Genomic DNA, 18,666 nt, shown 5'->3' with positions numbered 1-18,666 from the left:
CGCGCGCTCGTCCGGGATGGCGCGGCTCGCGACGCTCGACGCGATCATGGAGCGCGTGCTCGGCGCGCGCGAGCGCAGCCTGCTGTCGCCCATCCCCGCGCTGCTCGGCACCCGTTTCGGGCGGTTGCGCGACGCGGAGCGGCAGGCGCTGGCCGACGCCGAATCCGCGGCCGCAGCCACGGCCGATCCGGCCGATGACGGCGCGGTGGTGGCCGATGGCACGGCCGTCGCGGCGATCGTGCCCGGTGCATGGCTCGATACGTTTCGCGACGAGATGCAAAGCGTCCTGCTTGCCGAACTCGAAGTCCGGTTTCAAACGGTAGACGGGCTGCTCGCGGCCCTTCGCACCAGCTAATCAACACGCTATGTCCAGAATTCGCCTTGATCTCGTTGTCTTCGTCGCCGGTCTGCTCGCTGTGGGCTGGATCGGCGTCGGCTATGTCGCGTCGAACCCGCTGGCGGCGGCCGTCACGCTGCTGATCGCCGCGTGCTACGTCGCCGGCGCATGGGAACTGCTGCGCTACCGGCAGGCCACCGCCACGCTGTCGCGCGCGGTCGCCGGCCTGACCGAGCCGCCCGCGACGCTCGACACGTGGCTCGACACGCTGCACCCGGGCCTGCGCGGCGCCGTGCGCGCGCGGGTCGAAGGCGCGCGCGTCGCGCTGCCGGGCCCGTCGCTCACGCCTTACCTCGTCGGCCTGCTCGTGCTGCTCGGCATGCTCGGCACGCTGCTCGGGATGGTCGTCACGCTGAAGGGCACCGGCGCCGCGCTCGAAAGTGCGACCGATCTCGACGCGATCCGCGCGTCGCTGATCGCGCCGGTGAAGGGCCTCGGGTTCGCATTCGGCACGTCGATTGCCGGCGTCGCGACGTCCGCGATGCTCGGGCTGCTGTCCGCACTGGTGCGCCGCGAGCGGATCGACGCGGCCCAGCAGCTCGACGCGAAGATTGCGACGACGCTGCGCGTGCATTCGTCCGCGCACCAGCGCGACGAATCGTTCCGGCTGCTGCAGCGCCAGGCCGACGTGATGCCGGCGCTGGTCGACCGGCTGCAGACGATGATGACGACGCTCGAGGCGCGCAGCGTCGCGCTGCACGATCGCCAGATCGAGAGCCAGCAGGCGTTTTTCGACCGGACCGAGCGCGCGTATGCGGGCCTCGCGTCGAATGTCGGCGATGCGCTGAAGGAAAGCGCCGCCGAAAGCGCGCGCGTGGCCGGTGCCGCGCTGCAGCCGGTCGTCGCCGCGACGATGACCGGGCTCGCGCAGGAGATGGCCGCGCTGCGCGATACCGTGACGGGCGCCGTGCAGCGTCAGCTCGACGGGCTGACGGACGGCTTCGAGAAGACCACCGGCAACGTGACGGCCGTCTGGAACCGCGCGCTCGACGAACAGCGCCGCGCGGGCGATGCCGTCGCGCAGCAGCTGCAGACGACGCTCGGCCAGTTCACCGACACGTTCTCGCAGCGTTCGACGGACCTGCTCGACGGCGTGGCGACGCGCCTCGAATCGACTGAAAGCCGCCTGTCGGATGCGTGGCGCGATGCGCTGTCGCGCCAGGAGCAAGTCGGCGAGACGCTGGCCGGCCAGCATGCGCGCGCGCTGGGCGAGGCTGCCGCGACGTTCGAACGCCATTCGAGCGCGGCGCTTGCCGCGATGCGCGAGTCGCACGCCGGGCTGCAGGCCGACCTGGCGGCGCGCGACGAGCAGCGCATCGCCGCGTGGAACGATTCGATGGCCGCGCTGGCCGCTAAGCTCGGCGACGAATGGCAGCGCGCCGGCGCGCACAGCGCAGGTCGCCAGCAGGAAATCTGCGACGCACTGGCGCAAACGACGCGCGATCTCACGGCGCAGGCATCGACGTTCGAACGACGTTCGAACGAGTTGCTGTCGACGATCCGCGATTCGCACACGGGCCTGCAGACGCAACTGGCTGCGCGCGACGAAGAACGCCTGTCGGCATGGAACGATTCGCTGGCCGCGATGGCCGCGAAGCTCGGCGACGAATGGCAACGCGCAGGCGTACACAGCGCGGGCCGTCAGCAGGAAATCTGCGACGCACTCGCACAAACGACGCGCGATCTCACGGCACAGGCATCGACGTTCGAACAACGCTCGAACGAGTTGCTGTCGACGATCCGCGATTCGCACACGGGCCTGCAGACGCAACTGGCTGCGCGCGATGAAGAACGCCTGTCGGCATGGAACGACTCGCTGGTCGCGATGGCCGCGAAGCTCGGCGACGAATGGCAGCGCGCAGGCGTGCACAGTGCGGGCCGCCAGCAGGAAATCTGCGATGCACTCGCACAAACGACGCGCGACCTGACCGCACAGGCATCGACGTTCGAACAACGCTCGAACGAACTGCTGTCGACGATCCGCGATTCGCACACGGGCCTGCAGACGCAACTCGCTGCACGCGACGAAGAACGGCTCACTGCATGGAACGACTCGCTGGCCGCGATGGCCACGAAGCTCGGTGACGAATGGCAGCGCGCCGGCGTGCACAGCGCGGGCCGTCAGCAGGAAATCTGCGACGCACTCGCACAAACGACGCGCGATCTGGCCGCACAGGCATCGACGTTCGAACAACGCTCGAACGAGTTGTTGTCGACGATCCGCGATTCGCATGCCGGCCTGCAGACGCAGCTGGCCGCGCGCGACGAACAGCGCCTCGCGGCATGGAACGACTCGCTCGCCGCGATGGCCGCCGCGCTGCGCGACGAATGGGCGCAGACGAGCGCGCAGGCCGCGACGCGCCAGCAGGACATCTGCGACACGCTGGCCCGCACCGCGAACGACATCACCGCGCAGGCGCAGGTGCACGCGAGCGACACGATCAACGAGATCGCGCGTCTCGTGCAGGCTGCGTCGGAGGCGCCGAAGGCCGCGGCCGACGTCGTCGCCGAGCTGCGCCAGCGCCTGTCCGACAGCCTGGTGCACGACACCGCGATGCTCGAGGAACGCAGCCGCCTGCTCGCGACGCTCGAAACGCTGCTCGGCGCGGTCAACCACGCATCGACTGAACAGCGCACCGCGATCGACGCGCTCGTCAGCACGTCGGCCGACCTGCTCGACCGCGTCGGCGCGCGCTTCAACGACACCGTCGATGCCGAAACGCGCAAGCTCGACTCGGTGGCCGCGCAAGTCACGGCGGGCGCGGTCGAGGTCGCGAGCCTCGGCGATGCATTCGGGATGGCCGTGCAGGTATTCGGCGAGTCGAACGACAAGTTGCTGACCCATCTGCAACGCATCGAGGCCGCGCTCGAGAAGTCGCTCGCGCGCAGCGACGAGCAGCTCGAGTACTACGTCGCGCAGGCGCGCGAGGTGATCGACCTGAGCATGATGTCGCAGAAGCAGATCGTCGAAGACCTGCAGCAGCTCGCCGGCCGGCGGGCGAGCGTCGGAGCGTAACGCATGCACGACGAAATCGACGGCGGCGCGTCCTCCGCGCCGGTATGGCCCGCGTTCGCCGACCTGATGTCGGTGCTGCTCGGCGCGTTCGTACTGATCCTCGTCGGCGTGATCGGCATGCAGCTTCAGCTCACGTCGAAGCTCGAGGAAGCCGTGCGCGCGCGCCAGCAGGAGGCGCAGCAGCGCAAGTCGCTCGAGCAGGCGCTTGCCGGGCCGCTCGCGGCCGGCCGCGTGACGCTCGTGAACGGCCGCATCGGCATCAGCGGCAACGTGCTGTTTGCATTGAATTCCGACCAGTTGCAGCCCGCGGGCCGCGACCTGCTGAAGACGCTGGCCGCGCCGCTGGGCGCGTACCTGAAGACGCGTGACGAGATCCTGATGATCAGCGGCTTCGCCGACGACCAGCAGGTGCATGCGGGCAACCGCCAGTTCGCGGACAACTGGGAGCTGTCGGCCAAGCGCGCATTGACGGTCACGCGTGCGCTGATCGACGCCGGCGTGCCGGCGTCGTCGGTGTTTGCGGCCGCGTTCGGCTCCGAGCAGCCGGTTAGCTCGAATGCGGACGATGAAGGCCGCGCGAAGAACCGCCGCGTGGAGATCGCGCCGGTACCGCGCAAGTCGGCATCGAACGGAGGGAAGGCGAAGTGACCGGCGACGCGACGCACGTTCGCGCGACGCTCGACGCATGGCGCGAGCAGGGCGCCGACCGGCTCGATCCGGTGCGCTTTCACCGGATCGACGCGCTCGAACGGCGCGCGGCCGCGCTAGACGGCGATGCACGCGCGTTGCTCGACGCGCGGTTGGCGACGTTGCTCGAAGGCTTTGCGGAGGTCGTTGCGCGCGCCGGTGAAACGGCAACGGCAAGCGGCGCGGCAGGTGCGCCCATGCGCGGCGCGCTGGCGGAACTCGTCGAGCGGCTCGCGCGCGATGCGCAGGCCGACCGGCGCGGCCTCGATCCCGAGCTGGTCGACTACTTCCGCACGATATGGTCGAAAGTCCGCACGGAGCAGCAGTACCGCCAGTCGCTCGACCAGGTGCCGCGCAACGCGGGGCCGCTCAATTCGAACAGCCTCGTGCACCGGTCGCTCGCGACGATGCGCGAGTTGTCGCCGGCTTATCTGCAGCAGTTCCTGTCGTATGTCGACGCGCTCGCGTGGCTCGAGGATCTCGCCGGCGGCGGTGCGCAGCCCGAGAAGGAAGCGCCGCGCGCGAAGACGGCCAAACCGGCGAAGAAGGTGACGCGCGCCAAGGCGCGATAACGCCGCGCGCTCACGAACGAACGCGGGTTGCTATCGGCCCGGTTCTGCCTCATGGATTGCCGTGCGCAGCGCGTGCAATGCATCGGCCAGCGCCGACGCGAACGGCGGATGCGCGGCGATCCCCGCCGCGTCGAGCTGGCTCCCGAGGATCGGCAGCGTGATCGACGCACGCTCGACGATGTTCGCCGACATCACCGACAGCGTTTCCCGCAGCGCCGCGTCCGCATGCGTCGCGCGCGGCGACGCATTCAGCACGGCGACCGGCTTGTACACGACGGCCTCGCATCCCACGATCCAGTCCAGCGCATTCTTCATCACGCCCGTAACGCCGTGCGCGTATTCCGGGCTTGCGATCAGCAGGCCGTCGGCGGCATTCACGCGGTCGATCAGGTCGCGCACCGCGGCGGGCGACGGATATTCGGTATCGGGATTGAACAGCGGGAATTCGCCGAGACGATCGAAGCGCACGATGCGCATGCCGCGCGGCGCGACGAGCGCGGCTGCATCGAGCAGTGCGGCGTTGTACGACTGCGCGCGGAGGCTGCCGCACAGCGCGATGATGTCGATGTGGCGGTCGGAGTCGGTTCGGGGATCGGTGGTCATCGATGTGCGTGTCGGTTGGCGCGTGGCGCAGCAGTGAGCGTCGCGCGGGTCGCACGGATTATCGCACCGGTGTTCGGGCGGCACCGGCCATCCCCGCCACGCGCGCGAATTCCCCGATCTCCCATCCATGACCGAGCATCAGCCGCCGCGTATGCAGCGCGCCGTGCACGTCGTCGGCGACGGTTTCGCCGAGATAACGCAGCGCACGCCCGTCGATATCGACGAAGCCGTGCCGGTAATCCTGCGCGAGTGCCGTCCACAACTGCGCGGCGCCGACCGACTGGCGCGCACCGCTGATCAGGCACAGGCCCGCGTCGAGCCCCCAGCGATACAGCGTCGTCGCGAGCCCCTTGCGTTGCGCGGACCCGCGCAGCCGCGTATGCGGCGCGCGCAGGTAGCGGTCGGCGCGGCGCGGGATTTCGGGCAGGCGGTTGAACACCGTATAGCCGGCGAGCTGGCGTGCGGCCGGATCTTCGACATACAGGAAGTATTCGCCGTCCGCCTCGCGGTGGCGGACGATCAGGCCCGAGCGGCCGAGCGCGACGGCCGGCAGGCCGTACAGGCGATGGCCTGGCTGGTGGAGACGCGCGTAGAGCGTGTCGAGTTCATCGTCGATGTCGTGCTGGGAATGCTGTACGTCGATACGCATGGCAAAGGTCGCCCGTCCCGGGCGGTCCGAGAAAGTGGTTCATCGCAAACGGGGAAAGGAATGGCTGCGGCCCCCGGGCTCGGCGAAGCGAGCCGGGGCCGCGAATCAGCTGGGGATGTGCTGGAAACCGGCGGCGATCGCGGCGAGGCCCGCGATGCAGAGTGCGAACAGGATCAGGACTTTGTGGATCACGTCTCTCTCCTCATGAATGCGCGGCGCCGACGGGCGGCATCGCGGAGACGGTGAGCGGCGGGCACGGCCCGCGCGGCCGTCGTGCGGGACGACGGTCGAAGGTCCGGGCGGCAGCGCGCGGGTCGGGCGCTGTATCGCACGCGGACGGGCAGCACCATACGCGACGTGATTCGGGTGGGCAATCGGACTGGGGGAGAAAAGCGACGAATCGTGGGGAATCGGGATGTTTCGCGACGATTGGTCGCAAGGGCGACGCGAATGCGCCGGCGCGAACACGACGTGCATTGCGGCATCACGCGTGTGCTTTTGTTGCAAGCTCACGACACTGCAGTCGCTACATTGATTCGGCCGCAAAACGTGTCGCTCGCAAACCAGAGGTTTGACCAGATTGTCAATCAGGAATCTGAACGTCAATTCTCGATTGAAAGATTGGAGACGGCATCCCTCACGGATGAAGTAAGAAAACCCCCGGTTCGATTGACGATGGCAGAGCGCCGATATCCCCGAATTCTGCTTGTTTGATCGGATTTGTCGTCGAGCGATTGATGTGATGTCGATCATGAGACGGCTGCGAATATCCATTTATCTCAAATATCGGCAGTATTTTTAAAAATATATTCCGATTGTTAAAAAGTGGCGGAAGTTTCAGGCCATTTGGAGTGGCACTCGACCTGGATGAGCGAAAAATCGAGGCGTACCTACCCGGAAAGTCGATTGCGGCTATTCCAGAGCGACACAGTTTTATCAATTCCTGACACTCTTCCGACAAATGTTTCGATATATTTCGGCGCGAGAGACCAACCAAATTCGCTGCGACCTGAGTGAAGAAAAGGCGGGGAAATCCGGGAGCGTCGATTTCGACGTTGCCAACCTTTTCGTCAGTTGTCGCGGCGTTCCAAACTCATTCGCCTGGTGCGTAAAATCGCACCCGCTGTACCATGAACAAGAACCAATATCGCCTGGTATTCAGCCGCGTACGCGGCATGTTGATCGCGGTCGAAGAGACAGCCAACTCGTCGGGGAAGACAAGCCGTGGAGAAGCCGTCCGCGTTGCGCAGCCGCTGCGCGTAGCGGTGAGGTTCGCACTGCGTCACGCGGCGTTTGCGGTGCTGCTGGCGGCGGGCGTGGCACCACGCTGGGTGCAGGCACAGGTGGTGGGCGCAGGGGCGAATGCACCATCGGTCGTGCAGACTGCGAACGGTTTGCCACAGGTCAATATCAACAAGCCTGGCGGGGCCGGTGTTTCCCTGAACACCTATTCCCAGTTCGATGTGCAGAAACCCGGCGTGATCGTAAATAACTCGCCGGTGATGACGAACACGCAGCAGGCCGGCTATATCAACGGCAACCCGAATTTTGGCGCACACGATGCAGCCAGAATCATCATCAATCAGGTCAACAGCAACAACCCTTCGCAGTTGAGAGGGTATGTCGAGATCGCCGGCCAGCGGGCCGAGATGATTATTTCGAACCCGTCTGGTCTGGTGGTCGATGGCGGCGGCTTCATCAACACGTCGCGCGCGATTCTCACGACGGGAACCCCCAATCTGAATGCGGACGGATCGCTGGCCGGTTTCAATACGACGCGCGGCCTCATTACGGTGCAAGGCGCCGGCCTGAATGCGAAGAACGTCGATCAGGTGGATCTGATTGCCCGGGCCGTTCAAACCAATGCGGCCATTTACGCGAACAACCTGAACGTGGTGGCCGGCGCGAATCAGGTCAATCACGACACGCTTCAGGCGACGCGAATTCAGGGTGAAGGCGCCGCGCCGGCTGTCGCAATCGATGTCGGTCAATTGGGCGGCATGTACAGCAACCGGATTTTCCTGGTCGGCACCGAGGGCGGCGTCGGGGTTCGGAACGCCGGCACGATTGCAGCCGACGCGATGGGCCTGACGCTGACGACGGACGGCCGGCTGGTGCAGGCCGGCAAGGTGAACTCGCTCGGCAACGTCGCGATATCGGCTGCCGGCGGGGTCGAGAACAGCGGCACGACCTATGGCCAGCAGTCGGTTTCGCTGAATACCGGTGCCGATGTAGTGAACACCGGTACGCTCGCCGCCCAGCACAACGTGAGCGTGAATGCCGGTACGCTGAATTCGACCGGCACACTCGGCGCGGGCGTGAACAGCGACGGTGCCGTCACGCAGGCGGGCGACCTGCAACTCGCGACGTCAGGCCAGTTGAATGCCAATGGCAAGAACGTTGCGGGTGGCGACCTTTCGGTGACGGGCCACGATGTGAATCTCGCCGGCAGCACGACGGCCGCGAACGGCAACCTTGCACTGACTGCGACGAATGGCGACGTAAACCTCGAGAACGCGACGACGAGCGCTCAAGGTTCGGTCACGGCAAATGCCGCAGGCACGGTCGTCAACGATCACGGCCAGTTGACGAGCGGCGGCGGTACGACCCTGACGGGCGGCAACGTGTCGAACCGGAACGGCAATGTGTCGTCACAGGGGCCGCTGTCGGTAACGGCTGTCGATCGGCTTGCGAACCAGTCCGGCGTGTTCGTTTCGCAGAGCACGATGGCGCTGCGGGGCGGCACCGTCGCGAACAATCAAGGCACGATCCAGAGTGCCGGGCATGCCGAGGTCGGCGGGGTGACGATCGACAACACGGCCGGCCGGATAACCTCCCTCAACGCCGATGGCCTGGTGCTGAACGCAACCGGCCAGCTCACGAACGTGGCGGGTACGACGGCAAACGGTGCGCAAGGCGGCGTCATCGGGGGGAATGGCAATGTGTCGGTCCAGAGCGCAAACGTTGTCAACCGCGGCGCGATCACGTCCAACACAAATCTTCACGTGTCGGGCCAATCAGTCGACAACAGTAGCGGCACCCTGCAGGCCGCGCAGAACGTTGCGGTCGACGCCGGCACGCACCTGACGAACAACGGCGGCTCGATCGTCGGCCAAACGGCCACAGTCAGCGCCACGACGCTCGACAACAGCGCCGGCACCGTGCAGGCGGGCCAGGTGTCGTTGAATGCGACGGATCTCGTGAATCACGGCGGCACGATCACGCAGACCGGGGCCGGCGCGATGAGCGTGAACGTGTCGGGCGCGCTCGACAACTCGAATGGCGGCACGCTGCAAACCAACAGTACCGACCTGACGCTCACCCCTGCCGCACTCGTCAACGACGGCGGCACGATCACCCATGCCGGCAACGGCACGCTGACGCTCGGAAGCGGTTCGGGGTCCATATCGAACGTGGGCGGTTCCATCGCGAGCAATGGGCGCGTCGTTGCGCAAACAGGCGCGCTGAACAACACGTCGGGCTCGATCAACGCGCAGACCGGATTGACGGCGACCGTCGCCGGCACGCTGAACAACGCGAACGGCAAGCTGTTGTCGAACACGGATCTGAGTGTCGCCAGCGGTACGCTGGCGAACACCGGCGGTCAGATCGGTGCGGGCACGAACGCGACGATCCACACGGGCTCCATGACGAATCAGGGCGGTTCGATCATTGCGCCGAACCTGTCAGTCACCGCCGATTCGACGCTCGACAACAGTGGTGGCAAGCTCGAGGCGAATCAGCTTGCGCTGACGGCTGCCAACCTCGTGAACCACGGCGGTACGATCACTCAGTACGGCTCGTCGGCAATGGGCATGAACGTCAGCGGCACGCTCGATAACTCGGCCGCCGGTGTGATCCAGACCAACAGCACGGACCTGACGCTCACGCCGGCCGAACTGAACAACGCGGGCGGCACCATTACGCACGCCGGTACGGGTACGCTGACGATCGCACCGGGCAATGGCGCCAGCGCGTTGAACAACGCGTCGGGCACCATCGTGACGAAGGGACAAGCCATCGTCAACGCGGCTACCTGGAACAACGCCGGCGGTATCCTCGCGGCGCAGCGCGGCATCAACGCGACCATTGTGGGCGACGTGAACAACGCACAGGGTCTGCTGCGATCGGACGCGTCGCTGTCGTTGAAGAACGGCGGTGCCCTGTCGAACCGCGGCGGGCATGTCCAGGCCGGGCAATCGACGGCCGGCGACACCAGTACGCTGGATCTTCAATCGGCCTCGATCGACAACGCGGATGGCGCCATTGTCGACCTCGGTGCGGGCAAGATGACCGTGCAGGGCGGCACCCGGATCACGAACAGCCACGCTGGCGGCGTATCCGGCATGGGGGCGATTACCGGCAACGGCGACGTGACGATCGGCGCGGCGTCGATCAGCAACACGCAAGGCGGTCAGCTCAGCGGCGGCTCGCTGAAAGTTAATGCAAACACCGTCGACAACAGCGGCGGCACCATTGGCAACGTTACGAATTCGACCGGTGATGTGAACGTCACGACGACCGGTGCGCTCACGAACACGAGCGGCCAGATCAGCTCGACACATGACCTGTCGGTCGCGGCGGCCACGCTGCAGGGCGGCGGTACCTACAGCGCAACGCACGACGCGAACTTGAACCTTCAGGGCGACTATTTGGCGGCGGCCGACACTCAGTTCAACGTCGGTCACGATCTCGCCTTCACGTTGCCCGGCACCTTCACGAACAACGCGAACCTGCAGTCGGTCAACGACCTGAGCGTCAATGCGGGCAACATCGTCAACGTGGGCGCCCTGACTGCCGGCGGCCTGCTGCACACGCAATCGACCAACCTGACCAATACCGGCGCGCTCGTGGGCGCGAGCGTATCGCTCAACGCAACGAACACGGTCTCGAACCTCGGCCCGACCGCGCTGATTGGCGGATCAGACAGCAACGGCACGCTCGAAATCCTCGCGCACGACATCGAAAACCGTGACGACACGACCGCGACCGATTCGATGGCGACGACGGCCATCTTCGGCATGGGCAAGGTCGTGCTGGCTGGCGGCAAGGACGCAAGCGGCAACTACACGAACGCCGCGCTCGTCAACAACGTGTCGGCCTTGATCCAGTCGGGCGGCGACATGGAACTGCACGCGGACAAGGTGACGAGCACGCGCCGCGTGATGAAGACGTCCACCAGCCAGATCGATCCGGCATCGCTCGCGCAGTTCGGCATTCCGATCAGCGGTCGCACGGGCCAGATCGGCGTGAAGGATCCGTACAGCATCGGCGGCGTTTACACCGAGCCGCCGCACGGCGGTCAGTGGAACAGCACGTATCAGTTCACGACCTACTACGCGGACAGCGCGACGGCGACGACCGTGACGGACATCAGCCCGGCCGCGCAGATCGTGTCGGGCGGCAAGATCGATGCGTCGTCGGTCGGCACGCTGCAAAACTACTGGAGCAACCTCGCGGCGGTCGGCGACTTCAAGATGCCGGCGTACTACGACGCCGACGGCTGGGCGGCGTCCGGCCAGAAGCTGCCGGGCGTGTCGGTCTCCTACTCGGGCCAGTATCACTACAACAACTACGACAACACCGAACACGACTGGCAATTGCCGTTCGGCAACGCGCCGTTCGTGACGGGACGCCCGGGCGGCTACACCCAGGCGGCACCGGCGTCGATCAAGGATTACAAACTGCCGAAATACGACTCGACGTTCAGTTCGAACGGCACGATTTCGGGCACGGGCGTCAGCGTCAACAATACGGCGGGCGACGCATCGATTCCGTCGCTCGGCTTGCTGCCGGGGCAGTCGGTGCCGGGGCTCACCCCCACCAACCTGAGCGGCAACGCGAGCGGCGCGAAATCGGGTGCGTCGGCCGTGCACGGTGGTCCGTCGGCGCCGGTCGATCCGATCATCGCCAGTGCAACGGCGCTGAACGTCCTGAACAACCTCACCATTCCGCAAGGCGGCTTGTTCAAGCCGACGACCGCACCGAATGCGAGCTACGTGATCGAAACGAATCCGGCGTTCACGAACCAGAAGAATTTCATGTCGAGCGACTACTTCTTCGGTCAGCTCGGCGTCGACCTCACGCATATCCCGAAGCGGCTCGGCGACGGTTTCTACGAGCAGCAGCTCGTGCGCAACGAAGTCACCGCGCTGACCGGCAAGGCCGTGCTCGGGCCGTACGCAGACCTGCAGACCATGTATCAATCGCTGATGGCGGCCGGCGCTGATCTGTCGAAGTCGCTCGATCTACCGATCGGCGCGAGCCTGTCGGCCAATCAGGTGTCGAAGCTGACCAGCAACGTGGTCATGATGGAAACACGGGTGGTCGACGGTCAGTCGGTGCTCGTGCCGGTCGTTTATCTCGCGAAGGCCAGCCAGCAGAATATCGACGGCCCGTTGATCAGTGCGACGAACATCGATTTCCAGAATGCACAGTCGTTCACGAACAGCGGAACGATCAAGGCGGACAACACGCTGGCGATCCAGGGCAAGCAGATCGACAACGCATTCGGCGCGCTGCAAAGCGGTGGGCTGATGTCGCTGAAGACCGAGAACAACATCGACCTGACGTCGGCGAATGTGAAGGCCGGCAGCCTGCGGCTCGATGCCGGTAAAGACCTGATTCTCGATACGGCGACGAAGACGAACACGCGGGTGAGCCGCGACGGTGCGACGAGCGAGGTGACCACGCTCGGGCCGACCGCGAAACTCGACGTGGCGGGCGATGCGTCGATCACGACGGGCGGCAACTTCCAGCAGAACGCGGGGAACCTGTCGGTCGGCGGCAATCTCGGCATGAGCGTCGGCGGTAATTGGGATCTCGGTGCGGTGCAGACGGGCGAGCACAAGATCGTGCAGCGGGCCAATGGCGTGTCGAATACCGACATCAACAAGGTCACCGGCAGCTCGGTGACGGTCGGTGGGCAATCGAATGTCGTCGTGGGGGGCGATCTGACGGGGAAGGGGGCACAGATCGACCTTGGTAAGGGCGGAACGCTGGCCGCCAAGGGCAACGTGACGCTCGGCGCGGCGAGCGCGACGTCGACGGTGAACAGCAACAGTTCGGGCAGCGACAGTCACGGTAGCTACGCGGAAACGCTGCACACGTCGGATCAGGCACTGACCGGAACGGTACTCAAAGGCGGCGACACGGTGAATATCGTGTCGGGCAAGGACATAACGCTCTCCGGCAGCGCGATCAGTCTCGACAAGGGCAACGCGAACCTGCTGGCGGCTGGCGATGTGAACGTCGGCGCGGCAACTGAAACGCACGAGTTGAATTCGCATGAAACACATAGCCACAGCAATGTGGTGAGCGGGTCGAAGGTCGCAAGCGGAATCGACCAGACAGCGACTTTTAGCCAGGGCAGCACGATTTCCGCGGACGGCGTGAAGGTCACGAGCGGCCGGGACATCAACGTGACGGGCAGCAATATCGTCGGTACAAACGATGTGTCGCTGTCGGCTGCGCGGGACGTGAATATCAAGACCTCGCAGGACACGATCCAATCGTCGACCTATTACGACAAGAAGGAAACCGGGCTCATGTCGAACGGTGGCCTGTCAGTATCGGTCGGCTCTCGTTCGAACTCCGACAAGCAGCAGTCTTCATCGGTCACGAGCAATGGAAGTGCGATCGGTGCGCTGAACGGCAATCTGACGGTGAGTGCGGGTAACGATCTGCACGCGACCGGCAGCATCCTGCACGCGGGCAACGACGTGAATCTTGCCGGCAAGACCGTGAAGATCGACGCCGCGACGGATACATCCAGCTTCGCGGAGCAGCAGCAGTTCCGTCAGGCCGGCGTGACGGTGGGCGTGACGAATCCGGTCGTGGCGGCAGTGCAGACCGGCCGGCAGATGACGAACGCTGCGCAAAGCGTGGGTGGCGATCCGCGCTTGATTGCGTTGGCCGCGGCCACGACGGGCCTGGCGGCAAAGAACACCTATGACTCGCTGAAGCAGATGGGCGGGGACCCGCTGAACGCTGCGAAAAGCGTCGGGATCAACGTGTCGGTCGGCGCGAGCAAGAGCGACAGTCAGATGCAGGCACAGTCGAGCACGGCGGTGGGAAGTACTGTGTCAGCGGGTCGCAACGTAACGATCGCCGCTGCTGGCGCCGGCAAGGACAGCAATATCGACGTGATCGGCAGCACGATTTCTGCAGGCAACAACGCGAAGTTGGCCGCGGAAGGCAATGTGAACCTGCAGGCCGCGGAAAGCACCAGTAGTCAGCACAGTACGAACAGTGGTTCGAACGCATCGGTGGGTGTGTCGTTCACTGTCGGCGCGAAGACCGGTGTCGCACTCACCGCGGGCGTCGCCGGGAATCGCGGTAACGCGGACGGTGATTCGTCGACATGGACGAATACTCATGTGGCGGCTGGCAACCAGCTCACGATCCAGTCAGGCGGTGATACGAATTTGAAGGGCGCAGTCGCGTCGGGCAAGCAGGTGGTCGCCGATGTCGGCGGAAACCTGAACATCGAAAGTCTGCAAGACAAGGATCATTACGGCTCGAAACAACAGAATGCAGGCGTTTCGGTAAGCGTTTGTCCGCCGCCCTGTGTGTCGAGCGTGGCGGGCAGCGTTGGCCAGACGAAGATGAACAGCGACTACGCCAGCGTGATCGAACAATCGGGTATCAAGGCCGGCGACGGCGGTTTCCAGGTTGACGTCAAGGGCAACACCGATCTCAAGGGCGGTGTGATCGCGAGCAGTGACAAGGCCGTGCAGGATGGCGTGAACAGTTTGACGACCGCCACCCTGACCCATAGCGACATCGAGAACCACGCATCGTACGATGCGTCGTCGGTCGGGCTCTCGGGCGGCTATGGCGGCACCATCGGCAAAGATCAGAAAGGCACGGCGGATAACGTGAATCCGGTGCTGGGGACGTCGCTGCCGAAGGGAGACGGTGGACTGCAAGTTGCACCGCCCGTGGCGCTCGGTGCGTCGGGCGATGCGAATTCGACGACGAAGAGTGGTATCAGCGCGGGTACGATCACGATCACCGACGGTGCAAAGCAGCAGCAACTGACGGGCCAGTCTGCAACTGAAACTGTGGCGGATGTGAATCGCGATACGTCGAACACAGGGGGGGCCCTTGCCCCGATCTTCGACAAGGACAAGATTCAGGCCGGTTTCGACATTACGAGTCAGTTCATCAATCAAGCGGGGACGTTCGTCGCGAATCGCGCGGCCGAAGCGGACGCGGCAAAGGTGATCGCGAACAACCCGAACCTGACACCGGAACAGCGCGCGGAGGCGCAGCAGCGAGCCGATGAACTGAACGCCAATTGGGGGCCGGGCGGTACCTATCGGCAAGTGCTGACTGCGTTATCGGTTGCTGCGGGCGGCAATGCAACCGGTGGCGTGGGCCAGCTCGCGCAGAACGCGACGATCGCTTATCTGCAACAGCTGGGTGCGAACCAAGTCAAGCAGATTGCAGACAATCTTGGCAGCGAAGAAGCGCGTGCTGCGCTGCACGCGATTGTCGGTTGTGCCGGCGCTGCGGCCAGCAGTAAGAGTTGCGGTGCGGGCGCGATGGGGGCGGCAAGCAGCTCCGTGCTCGGTAGTTTGCTTGCGCCGTCGGCGAATCTGACGGCAACGGAGCGTGAAGCGCGCGACAATCTGGTAACCAGTTTTGTTGCTGGCGTTGCTGCGGTGTCGGGATCCGAAGTGGCGACTGCGGTTGGTGCGGGCAAGATCGAAGTAGAGAACAATCAGATTTCACCGATGGCGCCGGTTCCAAGCTGGCTCGCTGGATTCAAGCTGCCGGGGTATAAGGGCGAGAAGGCGGGCAAGGGCGATGGTGTCATTGCTGATCCGGTGACGGAGCTCGATCCGAGTATCAAGCCGGGTCCGTTGATTTCGCCGCTGCCTGATGCCAAGAAGATCAGTGACTGGATCACGGAGATCATCCCGGATCAGGCGAAGGGGCTGGTTGATTACATCGTTACGGCGACTAAGAGCGCAAAGGGAGCGGAGAATGAATCGGACAATGCTGCAATACTCAATAACGGTGCCGATGCTCAGCCGGGTGCGTCTCCATCGTCGGGCGACCTGGCCCGCTTGACGGGGCAGCAGCGTGAAGAGGCTGTCGCTAAAATCGTCAATGGCATCACTTCGGGTGAAAAGGTCGCAGTCCCTGGAATCGGATCGACTGATATCGATGTAGTTGCACCCAACGGTGACTTGATCGCAGTGGGTGGTCCGGCCAAGGCGAACAATCTTGGAAAGCTGGGACAGGAACTTCGCATCTATCAAGCGATAGCCGGGCAGCGTGGCGTAGTTGCAAAAGTCTACTTCGCTGAAGGAACCCCGCAGTCAGCAGTCGATCTTGCGACAAAGATTCTCGGTGAAGCGAACGTAAAAATATTCTCTGGGAGTAAATAATGGCAAATCGTACATTTCGTATTTCTATTCCAGGTGATTTGGATTCTGCGTTTTCCTTTTTGGCAACGTGTATTGGTTCGGCAGGCTTGACGTTGAAAAATCCAGGGACTGGCGAGATTACGTCCTGGTCGGACGAAGGAGCGCAGATCGTGACAGCCGCCGACGAGGTGCTGCTTAAAATAAAATCGGGGGACATGGCGAATGTACAGTTCTGGAGTTCATCTAGTGAGGATATGTTCGTATCATGGAGTCAGGGTGATTGTCAGACCATATTCTCTCTATATCTTGACGGGGTAGATGTTAACTATTCTGTGGCGGTAGCATCTAAGATTATAGAAGGACTTCTTGCTCAAGACGTGTGCGGTAAATTATTCGGTGATGTATTCTCTTTAAATATAGAATAGGATCGGATGCGGTCTGTAAATTAAAATGCGGTGCGTCTGCACAATGGGGGCAGCTCAGTCGAGCCATTAAATATGGCGAAGATCAAGGCGTTGAAGCTGTTGTGACTACGGTAAAGGGACCTGGAAAGTGGGTGATATTAAGCCGAAGCGCGTCGCGTCTGTATATCGAAACAAGGATTTTATTATGATCGAGACGTCTTCCGGATATACGGCATTCGTTAGAGATCCAGATGGGCCAGTGCACTTTCTTGATGCAAATGCAGATGATGAAACCCTAGGGCGGTGCCTTGTCAATGCATTAGCGAATAGTCGCTTCATTACGCCGCAACAACGCGAAGAGTATCCGATTTTCTTCGACTTCCGATTGGTTGGAGAGCAGTATAAGAAGAAAGTTGAGGAGTTGTTGGCACGATATGGCTACAAGACAAATAAATCGCTGTTCAAGGCGATGATTTTATGTAATGCGAGAGTGGTTGATGGAGTGCTATCGCTTGGTCCAACCCGCCACGACAAACTCGAAGCTTGGGAAGGTTTGGGCGACGACGAGAAGGTCATCCTTCCTTTTGAATCTTCGGAAGCCGAAATTGGCGCTGCCCTGAGAGTCGCATTGGACCGATGCATCCCGTGATCTGTAAGCCGGACTGACAAGAACAACATCCGCTGATGCAGCCGACCTACGCACGGCTCCGACCCGCAATGCGGTTCTATACAGATACAGTCGTGGGGGGCGTTGGAGCGACTTCGTCGTGAGGAAATGCCGGATCTAGGAGCCGTGCGTCAGCCGTCTCCGGCAGTCAACGTGCAGAAGCGTGGCTTGATCGCCCGTTTGTTTGGACGAACCTGAATTCCAATGGAAGGTACAACTATGAATCAAGTAATGACGTCGTTTGCGAGTTGGGGACCTGTGGCTCTAATGATGTTGCCCATTTTTTATGGTCTTTTTCTTTATCCATATGTTCGAATTTTGCGTCGAACCGGGAATTCAGGCTGGTGGGTGCTTGTGCTGTTGATTCCCGGTGTGAATCTTGTTGCAATTTGGATTTTTGCGTTTGCGGGATGGCCGGCAATTGATCGACGGTGACGTATTATGCTCCGAGGATTCCGCAACGACTGCTATGATTAATGGTTAGCCAGCTGAGGCTGAGCTGAAGGAAAGAATAATTCGGCAGTTGTCTCGGCGTGGCGAAATCGATTCGATTGCACTATTTGGCATGGGTATCTGTCTGGATTGGTGGAGTGGGGCGAGATTGAGGTATTCGACCCACTTTCGACTTTGTTGCTTGTTATTGGTCAAAGGGATGCACGGAAAATCCACTTTTTATTCGGCGTTCATCTAGTAGGGGAGGCCATAAAAATTGTCATGGAAAAAATTGAAGTCATAAAACTGATGCTGAGTGCTGGAAGAGCGAAGGATATGTTGGACTTCGTCGAGGGTGAGTCGCCCTATCTTTCTGATGCGTCTGGTGGCGTGCCACAAGATCCTGAGTTCAAGCGAATTTGGATTATGGTTGTACATCACCTGCGGTTTTTGGCTGAATTTGGAAATGGAGTGTCAGTTCAATCGTCTGGCGGGAAAGTATATAGGCCATATCCAGATGAATTTGATAGGTGGTTAAGTGCGGGTGCGTCTGGAATATCGGAGATTGATATTAAGAGATATATAGAGGAAAACCCTTTGGGTAAGCGTAAGTAGGGTGCGTCGGCTGTGCGCGGCGGTCCGTCGGCGCCGGTCGAGAAACGCTAGGGAGGTGCCTTGTCAATGCATTGGCGAATAGTCGCTTCATTACGCCGCAGCAACGCGAAGAGCATCCGCTTTTCTTCGACTTCCGATTGGTTGGAGAGCAGTATAAGAAGAAAGTTGAGGCGTTGTTGGCACGATATGGCTACAAGACAAAGAAATCGCTGTTCAATGAGATGATTTTGTGTAATGCGAGAGTG

At 62.6% G+C, this 18,666-nt stretch carries 12 protein-coding genes; 9 read left to right on the top strand and 3 right to left on the bottom strand.

All coding sequences use genetic code 11. The annotated features are described in order from the left end of the window. From F3J15_RS01140 to F3J15_RS01125, 4 genes are all read left to right on the top strand, one after another. On the top strand, positions 1–355 hold a 355-nt coding region (locus F3J15_RS01140), incomplete at its 5' end, for a DUF3348 family protein (protein ID WP_166886670.1). Positions 356–365: 10 nt separating this feature from the next. Further along, entirely contained in the window at positions 366–3,413 is a 3,048-nt protein-coding gene (locus tag F3J15_RS01135) for a DUF802 domain-containing protein (protein WP_166886667.1), read from the top strand. A 3-nt stretch (positions 3,414–3,416) separates the two neighbouring features. Continuing rightward, positions 3,417–4,061: an OmpA family protein gene (locus F3J15_RS01130; RefSeq protein ID WP_069250901.1), complete on the top strand. Its 645-nt coding sequence runs from the start codon at positions 3,417–3,419 to the stop codon at positions 4,059–4,061. After that, a complete protein-coding gene (locus tag F3J15_RS01125) occupies positions 4,058–4,672 on the top strand; it encodes a DUF2894 domain-containing protein (protein ID WP_166886664.1) in 615 nt (204 codons plus the stop codon). Before F3J15_RS01130 ends, F3J15_RS01125 begins: the two co-directional genes overlap by 4 nt. A gap of 30 nt (positions 4,673–4,702) precedes the next feature. On the opposite strand, the gene F3J15_RS01120 is transcribed toward F3J15_RS01125, so the two are convergent. The 3 genes from F3J15_RS01120 to F3J15_RS01110 all read right to left on the bottom strand — a co-directional run bounded on the left by F3J15_RS01120 (position 4,703) and on the right by F3J15_RS01110 (position 6,698). Beyond that, a complete protein-coding gene (locus F3J15_RS01120; protein ID WP_166886661.1) occupies positions 4,703–5,275 on the bottom strand; it encodes an NADPH-dependent FMN reductase in 573 nt (190 codons plus the stop codon). Between the two features lie 58 nt (positions 5,276–5,333). Beyond that, on the bottom strand, positions 5,334–5,924 hold the full coding sequence (locus tag F3J15_RS01115; RefSeq protein WP_166886658.1) for a histone acetyltransferase: 591 nt from the start codon (positions 5,922–5,924) through the stop codon (positions 5,334–5,336). Between the two features lie 105 nt (positions 5,925–6,029). Continuing rightward, the gene (locus tag F3J15_RS01110) at positions 6,030–6,698 is read right to left on the bottom strand and encodes a hypothetical protein (RefSeq protein ID WP_166886655.1); all 669 of its coding nucleotides are present in this window, start codon (positions 6,696–6,698) and stop codon (positions 6,030–6,032) included. A 356-nt stretch (positions 6,699–7,054) separates the two neighbouring features. Between F3J15_RS01110 and F3J15_RS01105 the strand changes: the two genes are divergently transcribed. From F3J15_RS01105 to F3J15_RS01085, 5 genes are all read left to right on the top strand, one after another. Further along, a complete protein-coding gene (locus F3J15_RS01105) occupies positions 7,055–16,324 on the top strand; it encodes a hemagglutinin repeat-containing protein (RefSeq protein WP_240159191.1) in 9,270 nt (3,089 codons plus the stop codon). Then, positions 16,324–16,728: a hypothetical protein gene (locus tag F3J15_RS01100; RefSeq protein WP_166886653.1), complete on the top strand. Its 405-nt coding sequence runs from the start codon at positions 16,324–16,326 to the stop codon at positions 16,726–16,728. The genes F3J15_RS01105 and F3J15_RS01100 overlap by 1 nt, the downstream gene beginning before the upstream one ends. 127 nt (positions 16,729–16,855) lie before the next feature. Further along, the gene (locus tag F3J15_RS01095) at positions 16,856–17,356 is read left to right on the top strand and encodes a contact-dependent growth inhibition system immunity protein (protein WP_345891585.1); all 501 of its coding nucleotides are present in this window, start codon (positions 16,856–16,858) and stop codon (positions 17,354–17,356) included. Positions 17,357–17,605: 249 nt separating this feature from the next. Continuing rightward, positions 17,606–17,809, top strand: coding sequence for a hypothetical protein (locus tag F3J15_RS37640; protein WP_166886699.1), 204 nt, complete (start codon positions 17,606–17,608; stop codon positions 17,807–17,809). A gap of 279 nt (positions 17,810–18,088) precedes the next feature. Beyond that, the gene (locus F3J15_RS01085; protein ID WP_166886645.1) at positions 18,089–18,421 is read left to right on the top strand and encodes a hypothetical protein; all 333 of its coding nucleotides are present in this window, start codon (positions 18,089–18,091) and stop codon (positions 18,419–18,421) included. Positions 18,422–18,666 lie beyond the last annotated feature (245 nt).

The organism is Burkholderia sp. Ap-955 (assembly GCF_011753045.1).
Classification (GTDB): Bacteria; Pseudomonadota; Gammaproteobacteria; order Burkholderiales; family Burkholderiaceae; genus Burkholderia; species Burkholderia lata_D.
The sequence above is the reverse complement of the archived record's forward strand: the minus strand, read 5'-3'. Positions and strand labels throughout refer to the sequence as shown.

What these genes read in the sequence shown, in the direction of transcription:
- F3J15_RS01135 (WP_166886667.1), top strand. Translation starts at nt 366, where the DNA reads ATGTCCAGAATTCGCCTTGATCTCGTTGTCTTCGTCGCCGGTCTGCTC.
- F3J15_RS01130 (WP_069250901.1), top strand. Translation starts at nt 3,417, where the DNA reads ATGCACGACGAAATCGACGGCGGCGCGTCCTCCGCGCCGGTATGGCCC.
- F3J15_RS01120 (WP_166886661.1), bottom strand. Translation starts at nt 5,275, where the DNA reads ATGACCACCGATCCCCGAACCGACTCCGACCGCCACATCGACATCATC.
- F3J15_RS01115 (WP_166886658.1), bottom strand. Translation starts at nt 5,924, where the DNA reads ATGCGTATCGACGTACAGCATTCCCAGCACGACATCGACGATGAACTC.
- F3J15_RS01110 (WP_166886655.1), bottom strand. Translation starts at nt 6,698, where the DNA reads ATGGATATTCGCAGCCGTCTCATGATCGACATCACATCAATCGCTCGA.
- F3J15_RS01105 (WP_240159191.1), top strand. Translation starts at nt 7,055, where the DNA reads ATGAACAAGAACCAATATCGCCTGGTATTCAGCCGCGTACGCGGCATG.
- F3J15_RS01100 (WP_166886653.1), top strand. Translation starts at nt 16,324, where the DNA reads ATGGCAAATCGTACATTTCGTATTTCTATTCCAGGTGATTTGGATTCT.
- F3J15_RS37640 (WP_166886699.1), top strand. Translation starts at nt 17,606, where the DNA reads ATGACGTCGTTTGCGAGTTGGGGACCTGTGGCTCTAATGATGTTGCCC.
- F3J15_RS01085 (WP_166886645.1), top strand. Translation starts at nt 18,089, where the DNA reads ATGGAAAAAATTGAAGTCATAAAACTGATGCTGAGTGCTGGAAGAGCG.